The organism is Pseudomonas sp. DTU12.1 (assembly GCF_009873475.1).
Taxonomy (GTDB): domain Bacteria; phylum Pseudomonadota; class Gammaproteobacteria; order Pseudomonadales; family Pseudomonadaceae; genus Aquipseudomonas; species Aquipseudomonas proteolytica.
Genome location: NZ_CP045254.1, coordinates 4,411,787 through 4,428,056 on the forward strand (window position 1 = coordinate 4,411,787; position 16,270 = coordinate 4,428,056).

The window sequence follows — 16,270 nt, forward strand, 5'->3', positions numbered from 1 at the left end:
TACACGTAAGAGATATTTGCACCGAACTAAGTTTCAGTACTGTCCGCAAATTTCTCACGTAATTTATCAAGAGCACGTTTGTAACGCATTTTTGTAGCACTCAAACCCATATGCATAATGTCAGCGATTTCCTGAAATTCCAGTTCTGCGACAAATCGTAGCACCAGAATTTCCCGGTCAATCGGGTTCACATGCACCAGCCAGCGATCAAGTCCGCCCTTCTCCTCGGGTGCCGGCGCCTTTTCTTCAGACGCTTCCTCAAGGGGGTCCAGACTCAATGCGTCCATCAAGCGACGCTTTCGCCGTTCCTTACGATACTGCGTGATGCACTCGTTGTACGTGATGCTGTAGAGCCAGGTTTTGAACTTCGATTTACCCTCGAAGTTCTTCAGGCCATACAACACCTTGAGCATCACTTCCTGACAGACATCATCCGCATCACGATCGTTCCCTAAATATCTTGAACAAACGTTGAACAGAGTGCGTTGATACCTGCGCATCAATTCTTCGTACGCGCGTGTTACGTGAAACAGCTCCGTGTGCGAGCGCGCGACCAACTCCTCATCAGAGAGCTCACGGGGGTCATAGCGCGTGGACAGCGTTTGGGCTTTATTCAAAACAAGTCGTGCCGACAGTCAGGTCAATGTCCGCCACATCCTGGATAGCCAGGATCGCGGCGGCGTACATTAGCAGGGTTTGCCGGGTTAGCGGCTACTGACCTGCTGTTCCAGCAGAACCCGATTGGACAGCGACACTAATTCGCCATCATCGGTCAGCAGGGTGGTTTTCACCGTGCCGATCTCTTCAATCTGCCCTTCGACCTCGCCAACACGCACGCTTTGCCCCACCTGATACAACTCACGCACATAGATTCCCGCAAGAATCTGCCCGGCAATTCCCCGGCTTCCCAAACCCATGGCCAGCGCAACGGCCAGACCAACGGTAATCAAAACGATCACAATCACATGGTTGAGCAGGTCAGTCTTGACCTCCAACTGGCTGATCGCCACCGAAATACTGATGATGATCACCAGCCCTTGGGCAATTCGCCCCAGGCCACCTGCATAGTCCAGGCCTACGCCTTCAGCGGCGCCGCGCACCAGGCCATTGGCCAGTTGCGCCAGCAGAACGCCGACCAGCAACACCAGCGCGCCGCCGAATACTTTCGGCAAATACAGCGCCAGCATGTCGAGCGTAGCTGAAACTCGCTCAAGTCCAAGGGATTGCGCCGCAGAAACCAGAAAAATCAGCAAAACAAACCAGTAGACGATCTTGCCGATCAGTGTCGAGATCGGCACTTGCAGCCCGGCGCGCCCCAGCAACTTGGTCAATCCGGTGCCGGCCATCAAACGATCGAGGCCCAGCTTGGCGAGCAATTTGGAGAGCAGGGTGTCGAGCAGCTTGGCCACGACAAAACCCAGCAGCACCAGCACCAGCGCACCAAACAGGTTGGGAATGAAATTCGCCACCTTGGTCCACAACGCAGTCATTGCAGTGACCAGACTCTGCGTCCAGAGATCAAGTTCCATATTCAATCAGCCTTATCAGCAGTGCGAGCAATAGGTTTACGACGAGAAACAGGCGATACGTGGGCCGAACCATTGTTCAGCGCCATCATCAGTGCCGGCACCCAGCGGCCGAGCAGACCAAACAGGTCGCCCGCGCCCACCTGGCGGTTGGCGGTTTTCAGTACGCGCCCCAGGCAAGCATCGTCGTCACGGTTGGACGGCGAAGCGTTAAGCATGTCACGCAAAGACTGTTCAAACGGATCGTGCATAGGGACCTCTCGCAAGTGATTTAAAAGACGAGGGCAAAATTCGTCTGGTCACATGACCTCTCCTGCCGTTCAGGTCACGTTCAGGTCAAACCCAGCGTAAACGTCGAAACAGCCACCACTGCCCAAGGGCCACCGAGACCATCAACAAGCAGGCAATCGCGAAGCCATAGGGGCTCTCGGAAAACGGAATCCCCCCTACGTTGATCCCCAGCAAGCCGGTCAGGAAACTCATCGGCAAAAAGATCCCGGTGATGATCCCGAAGCGGTACATCGTGCGGTTCATGCGCACGCTCAAACGCCGATCCTCGGCCTCCAGCACCAGCCCCACGCGCTCCCGGCTCAATTCCAGCTCTTCCAGGTAACGGGTCAGGCTGTTATTCAATTCATTCCAATAGTCAGCATCGTCATCGACGAACCAGGGCAGTTTTATGCGTGTCAGTTGCGCGAAAATATCGCGCTGGGGTGCCAGGAAGCGCTTGAGCGCGGCGGCCCGCCGACGGATCTGCAGGACGCTGCCATGCTCCGGGGTATACCGTTCGTCGGTATCCAGTTTTTCTTCTTCGATATCGACGATTTCAGACAAGTCGCTGACCAAATCCTGCACTTTATTGGTCAGGTACTGCGCCATGTACAGGATCAGCTCGGAAGCAGTCCTGGGGCCTTTTCCATCCGCCAACTGCACCAGCAACTCATCGGTAGCGCGCAAGGGCCGCAGACGCAGGGAAATGACCCGGTCAGCCGCAGCAAAGATACGCACCGACACCATGTCTTCCGGCTCCGCCCCCGGATTGAGGTTGATTCCACGCAGAAACAGCAGCAACTCGTCGTCCGGTAGCGGCAGCAAACGTGGCCGGGTGTTCTCCTCCAGCAGCAGGTCACAGGCGAACTCGCTCAGGCCACTGGATTTGCGCAACCACGTCTGGGTCTGGGGATGACTGCGATCCCAATGCAGCCACAGGCTTTCCTGGGGCTGCATTTGCAGGTCGTCAAGCTCAGTCCGGGCAATCGAACGCGCACCGCCTTTACCGTCCAGCACGAGGGCGTGTACCAGCCCCCACTGCGCGTTTTCTTCCTCGAACATCCTCACCCCTGTCGGCTATTGCAGTTATTCAGGCATTTTCAACGGGCTGGGCGAAACAATCACGCCATTGTTATCGGCATAGACATATTCACCGGGACGGAATGTCACGCCCGCAAATGTCACGGCCCCGCCCAGGTCGCCCACGCCTTGGCGATGGCTCTTTTTCGGGTGGCTGGCCAAGGCCTGCACGCCCAGGTCGGTCTGGGCGAGCACGTCCACATCACGCACACAGCCGTAGATCACCAAGCCTTCCCAGCCGTTCTTTGCGGCTCGATCGGCGATCATGTCGCCCAGCAAGGCGCAGCGCAATGAACCACCACCGTCGACCACCAGCACTTTGCCGGTGCCATCGAGTTCGGCCTGCTCCTTGACCCTGGAGTTGTCCTCAAAGCACTTGACGGTCACGATCTGGCCACCGAAGGAGTCCCGCCCCCCAAAGTTGGCGAACATCGGCTCCAGCACCTGTACCAGGTCCGGGTAGGCGTCACACAGGTCGGGGGTAACGTAATGGTTCATCGAAAAACTCCTGTCGGTGAAAGAAGGTGTCGAACATCCACAGCTACATCAAGAAAACGCATCGCAACCGGCATTCTTTAAGACTTGCCGCTGCAAGGGCGACAATGATCAGACCCGCCAGGCTGTAACGCAATAGCCACTGCGCGACTGAATATGACCAGAATAGCCCGGTGCGTCATATCTTAGCCGCAAGCCACCTCAAGCGAAACGCCCTCTTTAGAGCCTTTCTTCAGACAGCCGCCGGCACCTGCACCTGTGCACCCGCCAAAGGTGTCAGGGGATCTTTCAGCCAACGCTGCACCAACGGCCATACTTCGGCCTGCGCCGCTTTACTCACCAGCATCTCGACATGCCCGAAATCACCGCTGAACCCTTGCTTGCGCCCCAGGCACAGGTATTGGCGGTGCTCGCTGCCCACTTGGTCAAAAAGCTTGCGGCAGGCCCAGTCCGGGTCTTGATGATCGCCAGCGGCACTCACTGCCAGCAGCGGCACATCGACCTCGGCCAGGCCTTTCCACCAGTCGCGCTCGGCATCGCCAAAACGCCCGAACAAGCCGTGCCAGCGCATGCTTTCCAGGGCCAGGCCGATGGGCTCGTCTTCCGGGCCACGCTTGAGTCGCGAACCGGAAAGCTGGGCAAAGCGCTTCAAGATCAAGCGCCCACCCCACTCCACCGGCGGAATTTTCAACGGCCAGTAAGTGCGACTGACCTGGCAGCCAAACAGCGCCACCGACGCCACGGCCGGCGCCCCCAGATACTGGCCACCCAGCGCTGCCGCCAGGGTCGTGCCGCCCAACGAGTGACCGATCCAGTGCGGGATCTGCGCACTTTGCTCACGCACAAAAGCAGCGATGGCCGGTAAATCGTAACGAGCATAGTCGGCGACGCGATTCTTGGCGTAGTCCTGGTTACGTCGGGAAAGCCCGTGACCACGCATTTCCGGGATCCATACATCAAAGCCCTGGCGCGCCAGATACGCCCCCAGGCCAATCCCTTTGGGCGAATACCAGAAACGGCGATTGGAAAAGCTGCCATGTACCAACACCACCGGTACGCCACGACTTTGCGCGACATCGGCCAGCCCCAGGCGTGTCACCGCCAGTTCTACGGTGCTGTCGGGGCTGTTGCCAGGCTTGAGACGGTAGACATCTTCACTCAGATCGCCACGACGCTCAGCGCTGATCAAGGCGACGGGAAACAGGTTGCTGCTGCTTTGCATAATGTTCTTGCACAAAAAAGGGCGGCGTCCGGAAGGAGTTCCGCCCTGTACAGAATGAGAAATGCCGGCCAGCCATATAGGCCGACCGGCAGATGGCAATTACGCCGAGGCTTGGCCTTCAGCCAGGAAGAACCAGGTTTCCAGCACGGAGTCGGGGTTCAGCGAAACACTTTCGATGCCCTGTTCCATCAGCCATTTGGCCAGGTCCGGGTGATCGGAAGGGCCTTGGCCACAGATACCGATGTACTTGCCAGCCTTGTTGCAGGCCTGGATGGCGTTGGCCAACAGTTTCTTGACCGCAGGGTTACGCTCGTCAAACAGGTGGGCGATGATCCCGGAGTCGCGATCCAGGCCCAGGGTCAGTTGGGTCAGGTCATTGGAACCGATGGAGAAGCCATCGAAGAACTCCAGGAACTCCTCGGCGAGGATGGCGTTGGACGGCAGCTCGCACATCATGATCACGCGCAGGCCGTTTTCGCCACGGGTCAGACCGTTCTCAGCCAGCAGGTCGACCACCTGGCTCGCTTCGCCCAAGGTGCGCACGAAGGGCACCATGATCTCGACGTTGGTCAGGCCCATCTCGTTGCGCACACGCTTGAGGGCGCGGCATTCGAGCTCGAAGCAGTCACGGAACGCTTCGCTGATGTAGCGCGAGGCGCCACGGAAACCCAGCATCGGGTTTTCTTCTTCCGGCTCGTAAAGCTTGCCGCCGATCAGGTTCGCGTACTCGTTGGACTTGAAGTCCGACAGGCGCACGATGACTTTCTTCGGCCAGAAGGCCGCCGCCAGGGTGCTGATGCCTTCCACCAGTTTCTCGACGTAGAAGCCAACCGGGTCGTTGTAGCCGGCGATGCGCTTGTCGACGCTGTCCTTGATTTCCACCGGCAGGCCGTCGTAGTTCAACAGGGCCTTGGGGTGCACGCCGATCATGCGGTTGATGATGAACTCCAGGCGGGCCAGACCCACCCCGGCGTTCGGCAACTGCGCGAAGTCGAAGGCGCGGTCAGGGTTGCCGACGTTCATCATGATCTTGAACGGCAGGTCGGGCATGGCATCGATGGAGTTTTGCTTGATGTCGAAGCCCAGTTCACCTTCAAAGATGAAGCCGGTATCGCCTTCGGCGCAGGATACGGTAACGCCCTGGCCATCCTTGAGCAGTTGGGTCGCGTTGCCGCAACCGACTACTGCCGGGATCCCCAGTTCACGGGCAATGATCGCCGCGTGGCAGGTACGCCCGCCACGGTTGGTGACGATGGCGCTGGCGCGCTTCATCACGGGTTCCCAATCCGGGTCGGTCATGTCGGAGACCAGCACGTCACCCGGCTGGACCTTGTCCATCTCGGACACGTCCTTGATGATCCGCACCTTGCCAGCGCCGATGCGCTGGCCGATGGCACGCCCTTCCACCAGCACGGTGCCGGTTTCTTTCAACAGGTAGCGTTCCATGACATTGGCCGAGGTGCGGCTTTTCACGGTTTCCGGACGTGCCTGGACGATGTACAGCTTGCCGTCATCGCCGTCCTTGGCCCACTCGATGTCCATCGGGCACTTGTAGTGCTTCTCGATGATCATCGCCTGCTTGGCCAATTCACTGACTTCGGCATCGCTGAGGCAGAAGCGCGCACGCTCGGCCTTGTCGACATCAACGGTTTTCACCGAGCGACCGGCCTTGGCCTCGTCGCCGTAGATCATCTTGATAGCCTTGCTGCCCAGGTTGCGGCGCAGGATCGCCGGGCGACCGGCCTCAAGGGTGTGCTTGTGCACGTAGAACTCGTCCGGGTTGACCGCGCCTTGTACGACGGTTTCGCCCAGGCCGTAGGCGCCGGTGATAAACACCACGTCACGGAAGCCCGATTCGGTATCCAGGGTGAACATCACGCCGGCGGTACCGGTTTCCGAACGCACCATGCGCTGCACACCGGCAGACAGGGCAACCAGCTTGTGGTCAAAACCCTGGTGCACGCGGTAGGAAATGGCGCGGTCGTTGAACAGCGAGGCGAACACTTCCTTCGCTGCGCGGATGACGTTTTCTACGCCACGGATGTTCAGGAAGGTTTCCTGCTGGCCGGCGAAGGAGGCGTCGGGCAAATCTTCGGCGGTGGCCGAGGAACGCACGGCGACAGCCATGTCCGGGTTGCCCGCCGACAGGGTGGCGAAGGCGGTGCGGATTTCTGCGTTGAGCTTCTCGGGGAACTCGGCTTCCATGATCCACTGGCGGATCTGCGCGCCAGTCTTGGCCAGAGCGTTGACATCATCGACGTCCAACGCGTCCAGGGCAGCGTGGATCTGGTCGTTGAGACCACTCAGTTCGAGGAAGTCGCGATATGCCTGGGCCGTGGTGGCGAAACCACCGGGCACTGAGACACCGGCGCCCGCAAGATTACTGATCATCTCGCCGAGGGATGCGTTCTTGCCCCCCACATGCTCTACATCATGGACGCCGAGCTTATCGAGGGAAACTACGTACTCTACCAAGGTGATCTCTCCACTAACTGTGTTGGAAAAGCTCAGGGCGCCGGGGGCTCAATAGGAGCATTTACCGGCGTTTGTGGCCTGGACCTGGAAAATAAGTGAGAATGCGGCCCACTGTGGGACGGCAAAATCGCGCCTATCATATCCAAGATTCGTCATCAGCTTAAGGCCCAAGGCTCAAATGAAACGATCTGCTTTCTTTATCTCCGATGGCACCGGCATTACCGCCGAAACCCTGGGTCAGAGCCTGCTGGCGCAGTTCGAAAGCATTACCTTCGCCAAATTCACCCGGCCTTATATCGATAACGTGGATAAAGCGCGGGCCATGGTACAACAAATCAATCTGGCCGCTGAAAAAGACGGTGTACGCCCGATCATTTTCGACACCATCGTCAACCAGGACATCCGTGAGATCCTCGCGACTTCCAATGGTTTCATGATCGACATCTTCTCGACCTTTCTTGCGCCCCTGGAACAGGAGCTCAGTGAGCATTCCTCATACTCCGTGGGCAAGTCCCATTCCATTGGCCACAATTCCAACTATATGGAGCGGATCGAGGCGGTGAACTTCGCCCTGGACAACGACGACGGCGCCCGCACCCACTACTACGACAAGGCCGACCTGATCCTGGTCGGCGTGTCGCGCTGCGGCAAGACCCCGACCTGCCTGTACATGGCCATGCAGTTTGGCATCCGCGCGGCCAACTACCCGCTGACCGAGGACGACATGGAACGCCTGCAACTGCCGGCGGTGCTGCGCAAACATCAACACAAGCTCTTCGGCCTGACCATCGACCCGGACCGACTCACGGCCATCCGTAACGAACGCAAGCCCAACAGCCGCTATTCGAGCTATGCCCAGTGCGAATTCGAAGTGCGGGAAGTGGAAAACCTGTTCCGCCGGGAAAACATTGCGCACATCAACTCCACGCATTTTTCGGTGGAAGAGATTTCGGCGAAAATCCTTGTAGAAAAGGGTGTTGAGCGGCGCTTCAAATAACCCGTAGCCGCTTGTGTGGCGAGCGGGCTTGCCCGCGCTGGGCTGCGCAGCAGCCCCAACAAGGATGACTCGGCGTGTCAGGCACTGCTGCGATAGCTTGGTATTTTGGGGCGGCTTCGCCACCCAGCGCGGGCGATGCGGCGTTCCGACAAGCCCGCTCGCCACAAGGGTTTAGCCATACCCAGCCAGGAGGTTTTGGGGCGGCTGCAGCCCAGCAGGTTTTTTTGGACAGCATACTAATTGTGGCGAGCGGGCTTGCCCGCGCTGGGCTGCGCAGCAGCCCCAACAAGGATGACTCGGTGTGTCAGGCACTGCTGCGATAGCTTGGTATTTTGGGGCGGCTTCGCCACCCAGCGCGGGCGATGCGGCGTTCCGACAAGCCCGCTCGCCACAAGGGTTTAGCCATACCCAGCCAGGAGGTTTTGGGGCGGCTGCAGCCCAGCAGGTTTTTTTGGACAGCATACTAATTGTGGCGAGCGGGCTTGCCCGCGCTGGGCTGCGCAGCAGCCCCAACAAGGATGACTCGGTGTGTCAGGCACTGCTGCGATAGCTTGGTATTTTGGGGCGGCTTCGCCACCCAGCGCGGGCGATGCGGCGTTCCGACAAGCCCGCTCGCCACAAGGGTTTAGCCATACCCAGCCAGGAGGTTTTGGGGCGGCTGCAGCCCAGCAGGTTTTTTTGGACAGCATACTAATTGTGGCGAGCGGGCTTGCCCGCGCTGGGCTGCGCAGCAGCCCCAACAAGGATGACTCGGTGTGTCAGGCACTGCTGCGATAGCTTGGTATTTTGGGGCGGCTTCGCCACCCAGCGCGGGCGATGCGGCGTTCCGACAAGCCCGCTCGCCACAAGGGTTTAGCCATACCCAGCCAGGAGGTTTTGGGGCGGCTGCAGCCCAGCAGGTTTTTTTGGACAGCATACTAATTGTGGCGAGCGGGCTTGCCCGCGCTGGGCTGCGCAGCAGCCCCAACAAGGATGACTCGGTGTGTCAGGCACTGCTGCGATAGCTTGGTATTTTGGGGCGGCTTCGCCACCCAGCGCGGGCGATGCGGCGTTCCGACAAGCCCGCTCGCCACAACAAGCCCATTTGCCACAACAAGCCCGTGTGCCACAACTGGGTTCACAGGTGAAACCGGTCCCCACCCTGCCCCAGCGCCGTGGCCAGCGCGTCAAATCCCGCCTTCAGCAATTGATCATCCCCCGACGTATTGCAAATGCTAGCCCGGATAAACTGCGGTACCGCCGTCTGCCCCACGGCAAAGGCTTCGGCCGTGGCGATCAGGTAATTATTCTGCTTGAGTTCCGCCTCTATTTCCGACGCTCGCCAAGGCTCAGGGACTTCAATCCAGAAGTGCGGGCTGTTGGGGTGCGTCCGGTATTCCAGGCCGGCCAGCAGGCCTGCGACCAACGCCTTGCGCCGGCTGATTTCATTGATCTGCTGATGCAACAGGTACTCTGCCGTACCGTTTTCAATCCACTGCGTGGCCAGTTCCAGGGTCACTGGCGTGGCCATCCAGCAGGTTGAGCGCAGAGCCGCAGAAATACGGCTGACCAGCGCGGGCGGTGCATGCACATACCCCACCCGCAAGCCCGCCGACACGGCCTTGCTCAGGCTGCTGATCAGAATCGTGCGCTCCGGGGCAAAATGGCTCAGGGGCGGCGGGCGATCTGCCACCAACACCCCATGCGCCTCGTCCTCCAAGATCAGCAGATTGTGCTCACGACAGACCTTCACCAGCGCCTCACGGCGGGCCACCGACAACACCGCGGTCGTCGGATTCTGGATGGTCGGCGTGCAATACAAGGCCGATACCCGATGATTGCGACAGACCTCCTCCAGAGCTCCCGGCAACACGCCTTCCTCATCCATTTCCAGACCGATCAGGCGGATGCCGAGCATCCGCGCGGCGGTAATCAAGCCCGGATAGGTCAATTGCTCGGTGACTACCGTGTCGCCCGCACGCACCAACGCCATCAATGCGCACAGCAGCCCGTGCTGGCCGCCGTTGACACAGATGACCTGCTCTGGAATCGGATGAAAGTCACGCTGCACCAACCATTGCGCCCCGGCCGCGCGGTAGCGTGGCAGGCCGGCGTCCGGGGTGTAGGCGCTGATGTCCTGCAGGAACTTGGCATTCTTGGCCAGGGTTTCAAAGCCCTGGGCCAGGAACATGGTCTCCTGCCCAGGGATATGCATATTGCGGCTCATATCGAAGTACTGGCGCGGCTCCTCGCTGACATTGCGAAAGCCTTCGTCACGCTGGCGCTCCATCCCACGCTTGCGTACGAACGTTCCGTCACCCACTCGCGCCACCACTAGGCCCAGGCGTTCCAGTTCGCCGTAGGCGCGGCTGATAGTACCGATGGTCACCCCAAGATTGTCAGAAAGCACCCGGTGAGGCGGCAGTTTGCGCCCAGGCTCAATCAGACCTTCGAGGATGCCCCGTTCCATGACGTCGGACAGGCGTTTGTACTTCACGCCCTGCCCGCTGGACAGCCCCTCTCGCATAATTGACACCATGTCAATATTTGTTTTGACAGCCATCATTCGCCCTAATAGTGTGATTTTACGGGTTCAATCACCGGGTGAAACCTCTAATTACAAGTTCAATATAGAGTTCAATTCCGGCTCAGGGAAGCAATAAACGATGCCAATGTCCGCCGTTCTCGAAAATACCGAAAAAACCAAATCCCCCAAACAATGGCTGGCTGGCCTGATCACCAGTGTGATGTTCCTGATTGTCTGCCTGAGCTGGGGCACCACCTGGCTAGGGATCAAAATCGCGGTGGAAAGCGTGCCGCCGCTGACGTCGGCGGGCTTGCGCTTTTTGATCGCATTCCCACTGTTCCTGTGCTTTGCCTTCCTGCGTCGCGAGCCGATCCTGTTCCCCCGGGAAAGCCGCTGGTTCTTTGTGTTCGTGACCCTTTGCTACTTCAGCGTGCCCTACTACCTGCTCAACTACGGCGAGATGCACGTCTCATCCGGGCTCACTGCGCTGCTGTTCAGCTGCATGCCGGTGTTCATCCTGATCTTCTCGGCATTGTTCCTGCGCGAGCGCATCTACTTTTCCCAGGTCGTCGGCATCGGCATCGGCTTCGGCAGCCTGTACATGATCATCCGCAGCCAGGGACTGCACCTTGACCACGCCGAATTCTTCGGCGTACTGGCAATTCTGACCGCCGCAATCCTGCATGCCTTGTGCTATGTCATTACCAAGCAAAAAGGCAGCGCCATCAGCGTGATCACCTACAACACCCTGCCCATCGGGATTGCCGGGCTGATGCTGTTTGTCGCCGGGCTGTGGTTTGAATCACCGACCTTCGAGGCCATCACCCTGCGGTCCTGGAGCGCCCTGTTCTACCTGGGCCTGGTGGCCTCGGTCGGCGGGTTTATCGTGTATTTCATGCTGCTCAAGCGCCTGAGCCCGATCATCCTGTCGTTCGTCTTCATTATTTTCCCGGTGTTCGCCGTAATCATCGGCGCCTGCTACGAAGGCCTGGAGTTGTCCCGGGACCTGATGCTGTACTCGGCGATCCTGCTGGCCGGCTTTGCCATCACCAAGTTGCCGATCGAAAAGTTGCTGGCAAAAGCCAATTGACCCTTTCCCCATCACGCGAGAGAAACATGGACGTCCTCCGCCAAACCGCCCTGGAACAGATCTACGCCCACGCCAGCAGCACCTACCCCGAAGAGTGCTGCGGCTTTGTCTTTGCAGACGGCAGCGTCTACCTGGGCAGCAATATCCAGAACGAGCTGCATCGCAAGAACCCCGAGGCCTACCCCCGCAGCGCGGCCAACGGCTACACCTTCTCGGTGACCGACACGCTGCTGATGAACAAGGCCTTTCGCACGGATAACCCGGTGGTGGTGATCTACCACTCCCACCCGGATGTCGGTGCGTACTTCAGTGACGAGGATCAGGACAAGGCCCTGTACATGGGCGAACCGATCTACCCCGTCAGCTACCTGGTGGTGGATGTCCGCCAGGGCAAGGCCCTTGGGTCGAAGCTGTTTGCCTGGGATGGCACGCACTTCGCCCTCAACCCCTTCAACGACCTGCAAACGGAGTTGTACATGAACGCTGTCTCTTTCCCCGACATCCTGGTCCGCGTGGCCAAGTTGCCAGAATCGACCCTCGAGGGTGCCGGATCGACATTGCGCGAAGTCATTGAAGACACCTGCACCCGCCACCCCCAACTGCGGGCGCACCTGTTCCACGAAAACAACGGCCAGCTCAAGGAGCATTTCCTGTTCACCGCAGGGGAAGAACTGATCGGCCCCGACGAGCCACTGCCCGCAAAGGCCAGAATCGAAGTGCTACTGGCCACCTCCGGCGGCATGGACATCGAGTCGTTGAGCAATGAGGAAGTGCAGCGCTATGTACGCCATATCACCCTGCCCGGCGTTGGCCGCGAAGGGCAACTGAACCTGAAGAAGGCCAAGGTGCTGATCATCGGCACTGGTGGCCTGGGCTCGCCCATCAGCCTGTACCTGGCCGCCGCCGGCATTGGCACCCTGGGGCTGGTGGACTTCGACGTGGTGGAAAGCAGCAACCTGCAACGCCAGGTCGTGCACGGCAACAGCACCCTGGGCCTGCCCAAGGTCGAGTCCGCCAAGCGCCGGCTGCAGGACCTCAACGCGCATATCCAAATCAACACCTACGACACCGCACTGAACGCCGACAATGCCCTGGAACTGGTCGGTGCCTACGACCTGGTGATCGACGGCACCGACAACTTCGAGACCCGCTACCTGGTCAATGATGCCTGCGTACAGCTGGGCAAGCCGCTGGTGTATGGCGCGATCTACCGTTTCGACGGCCAGATCAGCGTGTTCAATTATCAAGGCGGGCCCTGCTACCGCTGCCTGTACCCCCACGCGCCACCTGCGGAACTGGCGCCCAATTGCAGCGCCGGCGGGGTCATCGGCGTACTGCCCGGCGTGGTCGGGATGATCCAGGCCACCGAAGCAATCAAGTTGTTGATCGGCCTGGGTGACTCCTTGTCCGGACGGTTGATGCGCTTTGATGCCCTGGCCATGAAGTTCAGCGAAATCCGTTTCAAGCGCCGCGCCGACTGCCCGTGCTGCTCCGAACTGCGTGAAGAACACCAACCCGCAGCAGCCGTGTGTGCCGATACCCTCCGCGCGCCCAGCCTGGCCGCAGAGCACTACATCAAGCCCCAGGTGCTCAAGCAGTTGCTGGAGCAGCGCAGCAGCGCCGATATCCTGCTGGATGTGCGCGACGCCAGCGAGCTGGAGGTATGCCAACTACCGGGCGTGCTGCACATCCCCCTGGCCCAGCTCGACGCGCAACTCGACAGCCTGAGCCGTGCAAACACCCATTACCTGATCTGCTATGCCGGCAGCCGCGCCGAGCAAGCCGCCAGCACCCTGCTGGCTGCGGGCTTTGCCAACACCCGGGTGCTGCAAGGCGGTATGAAACACTGGGTGCGCGACGTCGAACCCGACATGCCTTTGTACTGATCACAGGCCTTGGGGGACTTATCTGATGCTGCATAACTCCATACTCGACGCCATTGGCCAAACGCCCATCGTGCGCCTGGAACAATTCTCCGAAGACCTCGGCATCGAGGTCTTCGCCAAACTTGAATCCCTGAATCCGGGCGGCAGCCACAAGGCGCGGATCGCCCTGGGGATGATCCTCGACGCCGAGCGCCGGGGCGTCCTGATTCGCGACTCGGGGCAGACCATCATCGAACCCAGCGGCGGCAACACCGGCATCGGCCTGGTCATGGCCGGCAATGTGCTGGGCTACAAGGTGGTGCTGGTGATTCCCGATAACTACAGCCCCGAAAAGCAAAAACTGCTGCGCCTGTATGGGGCCAAGGTGGTGCTCTCGGACAGCCGCCTGGGCAACAACTCCCATGGCGAAAAGTGCATGGAACTGCAGTTGGAAAACCCCAGCTTCGTCATGCTCAACCAGCAGCGCAACGGCGCCAACCCCCAGACCCATCGCGACACCACCGCCCCGGAAATCATCCGCGCCTTTGGCCAGCGCCAGGTCGACTACTTCGTCAGCGGCATCGGCACCGGGGGCCATATCACCGGTATCGGTGAAACCCTCAAGGCCACCTGGCCGCAGATCCGCGTGATGGGTGTCGAGCCCGAGGAGTGCGACCTGCTCAGCGACCGTCATGCGCCGCACCATATCCAGGGCCTGTCCATCGGCCTGATCCCGAGCATTCTCAACCTGAATGTACTGGACGGCATGCTCAAGGTTTCGCGCCTCGATTGCCTGGAAATGATGAAGCGCATCATGCGTACCGATGCCATCAGCCTGGGGCTGTCGTCCGCCGCCAACATGGTGGCCATCGCCAGGCTTGCCCCGGAACTGCCCACCGACACCGTCGTCCTGACCATGGTGTACGACAGCGCCGACAGCTATCTGCCCTGTTTCGAATAACGACAATTGCGGGGGTGCCTTCCATGGGAGGCTTTATCGACATGCAACAGTTGCACGATGAGTTGCTGACGCACCTCATCAAGACCCTCTCGCCGGCACAGATCTCACAACTGCAGCCACACTTGGCGGCATTGATCCAGCCAGCGGCGCAGGAAGTGGCCGAGGACCTGATCGCCTATGCCTGGCGCGACCCGGCGTCCAGGGGCCGGGGCGAATTGATCCTGGAGTCCTACGCCTCGTTCAAGGCCGTGCTGTACTACCGCTTGGCGCATCGGGTATGGAACCTTCCCGACCAGCCCCACGGCCAGTTCTGCGCCATTGCGCTGACTTTGAGCAACCAGGGCAAGATCCTGTCCGGGGCCGAAATCCACCCGGCAGCCCGCATTGGCCGGCGCTTTGTGCTGGATCATGGCTTTGGCACGGTGATCGGCGAAACCTGCGAGATCGGCAATGACTGCTACATCCTGTGCGGCGTGACCCTGGGCGCCCGGGGCATCGCCAACAACCCCGACGGCAAGCGCCACCCACGCCTGGGCAACAACGTCGAAGTCGGCTCGGGCGCGAGGGTGCTCGGGTATGTGCTGATCGGCGACGACGTGTTTATCAGCCCTTCCTGCGTCATCACCCAGGACGTGCCTGCAGGCACCAAGGTCAAGGTGGTCAACCAGATCCAACTGCAAAAGAACGACGAATCAGACGCCAGCAATTACCTCGGGGCGTTTGCCCTCGACGAGCGCCTGCACGTGGTGGGCGAAGTCAGCACCAGCCACCGGGTCACGGTGCTGGATGCCGACTTCCATCCGCTGTCCAGCCTGGTGCTGGAGCCAACGGTCAAGGAACGTCATCACCTGCAATTTCGCCTGCGCACCCTGCAGGCACCCACTTGCTCACCGCGCCTGCCCCTGAACCTGAAAGTGTGTGGGCCGAAGTTCGAGGTCACCCTGCTTTCCCCACCCGGGCTAAGCGCAATGGTGCGGCGCCTGCTGCAAACCAGCCCACTGATCGTTGGAGGTTGAACATGTCCGTACACACCATGGAAACCCTGGCGCTGTTCGACAGCGCGCCTTACCAGAATGCCTTCAGCGCCCGCGTGATCGCCGTCAGCGAACAGGGCGTCGCCCTGGAACACACCCTGTTCTATCCCACCGGAGGCGGCCAGCCGGGCGACACCGGCTACTTCACCCTGCCCGACGCAAGCCAGGTCAACGTGACCGGGACGGTGCGCGACCCCGTGCTGCGCTCGATCATCTGGCATCAAGTGGAGCATTGCCCCGAATCATTGCGAGCAGGCGTGCAGGTAGACGCCGGCCTGGACTGGGAGCGGCGCTACCAGCACATGAAGATGCACACCTGCCTGCATCTGCTGTGCTCGATCATCGACGCACCGGTGACCGGTTGCAGCATCAGCGCCGACAAAGGCCGCCTGGACTTCGACCTGCCGGAAATGACCCTGGACAAGGAGCACATCACCCGCGACCTGAATGCCCTGATCGAACAGGCCCATGCGGTCAAGTCGCTGTCGATGCCGGCCTCCGAGTATTCCACCCTGCTGCAGATCACCCGCACCCAGGCCGTCGCGCCACCGGTGATCCAGGGCGCGGTGCGGGTCATCGAGATTGCCGGCATCGATATCCAGCCGTGTGGCGGCACCCACGTGGTCAACACCGAGGAAATCGGCCGGGTGTTCTGCGAGAAAATCGAGAAGAAGAGCAAGCACAACCGTCGGGTGATCCTGCGCTTTGAAACCTGAACCGGCCACCTGTAGGCGCTGGCTTGCCTGCGA

At 60.1% G+C, this 16,270-nt stretch carries 14 protein-coding genes; 6 read left to right on the top strand and 8 right to left on the bottom strand.

Features of this window, described 5'->3' with window-relative positions; genetic code table 11:
- Positions 1 to 26: 26 nt before the first annotated feature.
- The 7 genes from sigX to ppsA form a co-directional block, all read right to left on the bottom strand.
- Positions 27 to 617, bottom strand: a complete 591-nt coding sequence (gene sigX, locus GDV60_RS19360) for an RNA polymerase sigma factor SigX (RefSeq protein ID WP_029298270.1) — start codon at positions 615 to 617, stop codon at positions 27 to 29.
- An 87-nt stretch (positions 618 to 704) separates the two neighbouring features.
- Positions 705 to 1,529: a mechanosensitive ion channel domain-containing protein gene (locus tag GDV60_RS19365; protein ID WP_029298273.1), complete on the bottom strand. Its 825-nt coding sequence runs from the start codon at positions 1,527 to 1,529 to the stop codon at positions 705 to 707.
- A gap of 2 nt (positions 1,530 to 1,531) precedes the next feature.
- Positions 1,532 to 1,777, bottom strand: coding sequence for a hypothetical protein (locus GDV60_RS19370; protein ID WP_038442312.1), 246 nt, complete (start codon positions 1,775 to 1,777; stop codon positions 1,532 to 1,534).
- Between the two features lie 85 nt (positions 1,778 to 1,862).
- Positions 1,863 to 2,858 carry a zinc transporter ZntB gene (locus tag GDV60_RS19375; RefSeq protein ID WP_029298277.1) on the bottom strand — a complete coding sequence of 332 codons (996 nt, stop codon included), beginning with the start codon at positions 2,856 to 2,858 and terminating at the stop codon, positions 1,863 to 1,865.
- A 24-nt stretch (positions 2,859 to 2,882) separates the two neighbouring features.
- Entirely contained in the window at positions 2,883 to 3,374 is a 492-nt protein-coding gene (gene rraA, locus GDV60_RS19380; protein WP_029298280.1) for a ribonuclease E activity regulator RraA, read from the bottom strand.
- Between the two features lie 229 nt (positions 3,375 to 3,603).
- The gene (locus GDV60_RS19385) at positions 3,604 to 4,593 is read right to left on the bottom strand and encodes an alpha/beta fold hydrolase (protein WP_092231846.1); all 990 of its coding nucleotides are present in this window, start codon (positions 4,591 to 4,593) and stop codon (positions 3,604 to 3,606) included.
- 99 nt (positions 4,594 to 4,692) lie between these two features.
- The gene (ppsA, locus tag GDV60_RS19390; RefSeq protein ID WP_029298284.1) at positions 4,693 to 7,068 is read right to left on the bottom strand and encodes a phosphoenolpyruvate synthase; all 2,376 of its coding nucleotides are present in this window, start codon (positions 7,066 to 7,068) and stop codon (positions 4,693 to 4,695) included.
- 178 nt (positions 7,069 to 7,246) lie between these two features.
- Between ppsA and GDV60_RS19395 the strand changes: the two genes are divergently transcribed.
- Entirely contained in the window at positions 7,247 to 8,065 is an 819-nt protein-coding gene (locus tag GDV60_RS19395) for a pyruvate, water dikinase regulatory protein (protein WP_029298286.1), read from the top strand.
- A 1,117-nt stretch (positions 8,066 to 9,182) separates the two neighbouring features.
- Here the strand turns inward: GDV60_RS19395 and GDV60_RS19400 are convergent.
- A complete protein-coding gene (locus tag GDV60_RS19400; protein ID WP_029298288.1) occupies positions 9,183 to 10,607 on the bottom strand; it encodes a PLP-dependent aminotransferase family protein in 1,425 nt (474 codons plus the stop codon).
- A gap of 160 nt (positions 10,608 to 10,767) precedes the next feature.
- Here GDV60_RS19400 and GDV60_RS19405 point away from each other — a divergent pair, with 160 nt between their 5' ends.
- From GDV60_RS19405 to GDV60_RS19425, 5 genes are read left to right on the top strand one after another with little or no spacing between them, the layout of a single operon-like run.
- Positions 10,768 to 11,661: a DMT family transporter gene (locus GDV60_RS19405; RefSeq protein WP_178121361.1), complete on the top strand. Its 894-nt coding sequence runs from the start codon at positions 10,768 to 10,770 to the stop codon at positions 11,659 to 11,661.
- Positions 11,662 to 11,687: 26 nt separating this feature from the next.
- A complete protein-coding gene (gene moeB / locus GDV60_RS19410; RefSeq protein WP_159908487.1) occupies positions 11,688 to 13,547 on the top strand; it encodes a molybdopterin-synthase adenylyltransferase MoeB in 1,860 nt (619 codons plus the stop codon).
- Positions 13,548 to 13,572: 25 nt separating this feature from the next.
- A complete protein-coding gene (locus GDV60_RS19415; protein ID WP_029298292.1) occupies positions 13,573 to 14,487 on the top strand; it encodes a PLP-dependent cysteine synthase family protein in 915 nt (304 codons plus the stop codon).
- A gap of 23 nt (positions 14,488 to 14,510) precedes the next feature.
- Positions 14,511 to 15,503, top strand: a complete 993-nt coding sequence (locus GDV60_RS19420) for a serine O-acetyltransferase (RefSeq protein ID WP_029298293.1) — start codon at positions 14,511 to 14,513, stop codon at positions 15,501 to 15,503.
- Positions 15,504 to 15,505: 2 nt separating this feature from the next.
- Positions 15,506 to 16,237 (top strand): alanyl-tRNA editing protein, encoded by a 732-nt coding sequence (locus GDV60_RS19425; protein ID WP_159908489.1) that lies wholly within the window; start codon positions 15,506 to 15,508, stop codon positions 16,235 to 16,237.
- Positions 16,238 to 16,270: the final 33 nt, after the last annotated feature.

Bases quoted from the DNA above. Each gene is read 5' to 3' on its own strand.
- GDV60_RS19365 (WP_029298273.1), bottom strand. From the start codon at position 1,529: ATGGAACTTGATCTCTGGACGCAGAGTCTGGTCACTGCAATGACTGCG.
- GDV60_RS19370 (WP_038442312.1), bottom strand. From the start codon at position 1,777: ATGCACGATCCGTTTGAACAGTCTTTGCGTGACATGCTTAACGCTTCG.
- GDV60_RS19375 (WP_029298277.1), bottom strand. From the start codon at position 2,858: ATGTTCGAGGAAGAAAACGCGCAGTGGGGGCTGGTACACGCCCTCGTG.
- rraA (WP_029298280.1), bottom strand. From the start codon at position 3,374: ATGAACCATTACGTTACCCCCGACCTGTGTGACGCCTACCCGGACCTG.
- GDV60_RS19385 (WP_092231846.1), bottom strand. From the start codon at position 4,593: ATGCAAAGCAGCAGCAACCTGTTTCCCGTCGCCTTGATCAGCGCTGAG.
- GDV60_RS19395 (WP_029298286.1), top strand. From the start codon at position 7,247: ATGAAACGATCTGCTTTCTTTATCTCCGATGGCACCGGCATTACCGCC.
- GDV60_RS19400 (WP_029298288.1), bottom strand. From the start codon at position 10,607: ATGGCTGTCAAAACAAATATTGACATGGTGTCAATTATGCGAGAGGGG.
- moeB (WP_159908487.1), top strand. From the start codon at position 11,688: ATGGACGTCCTCCGCCAAACCGCCCTGGAACAGATCTACGCCCACGCC.
- GDV60_RS19415 (WP_029298292.1), top strand. From the start codon at position 13,573: ATGCTGCATAACTCCATACTCGACGCCATTGGCCAAACGCCCATCGTG.
- GDV60_RS19420 (WP_029298293.1), top strand. From the start codon at position 14,511: ATGGGAGGCTTTATCGACATGCAACAGTTGCACGATGAGTTGCTGACG.
- GDV60_RS19425 (WP_159908489.1), top strand. From the start codon at position 15,506: ATGTCCGTACACACCATGGAAACCCTGGCGCTGTTCGACAGCGCGCCT.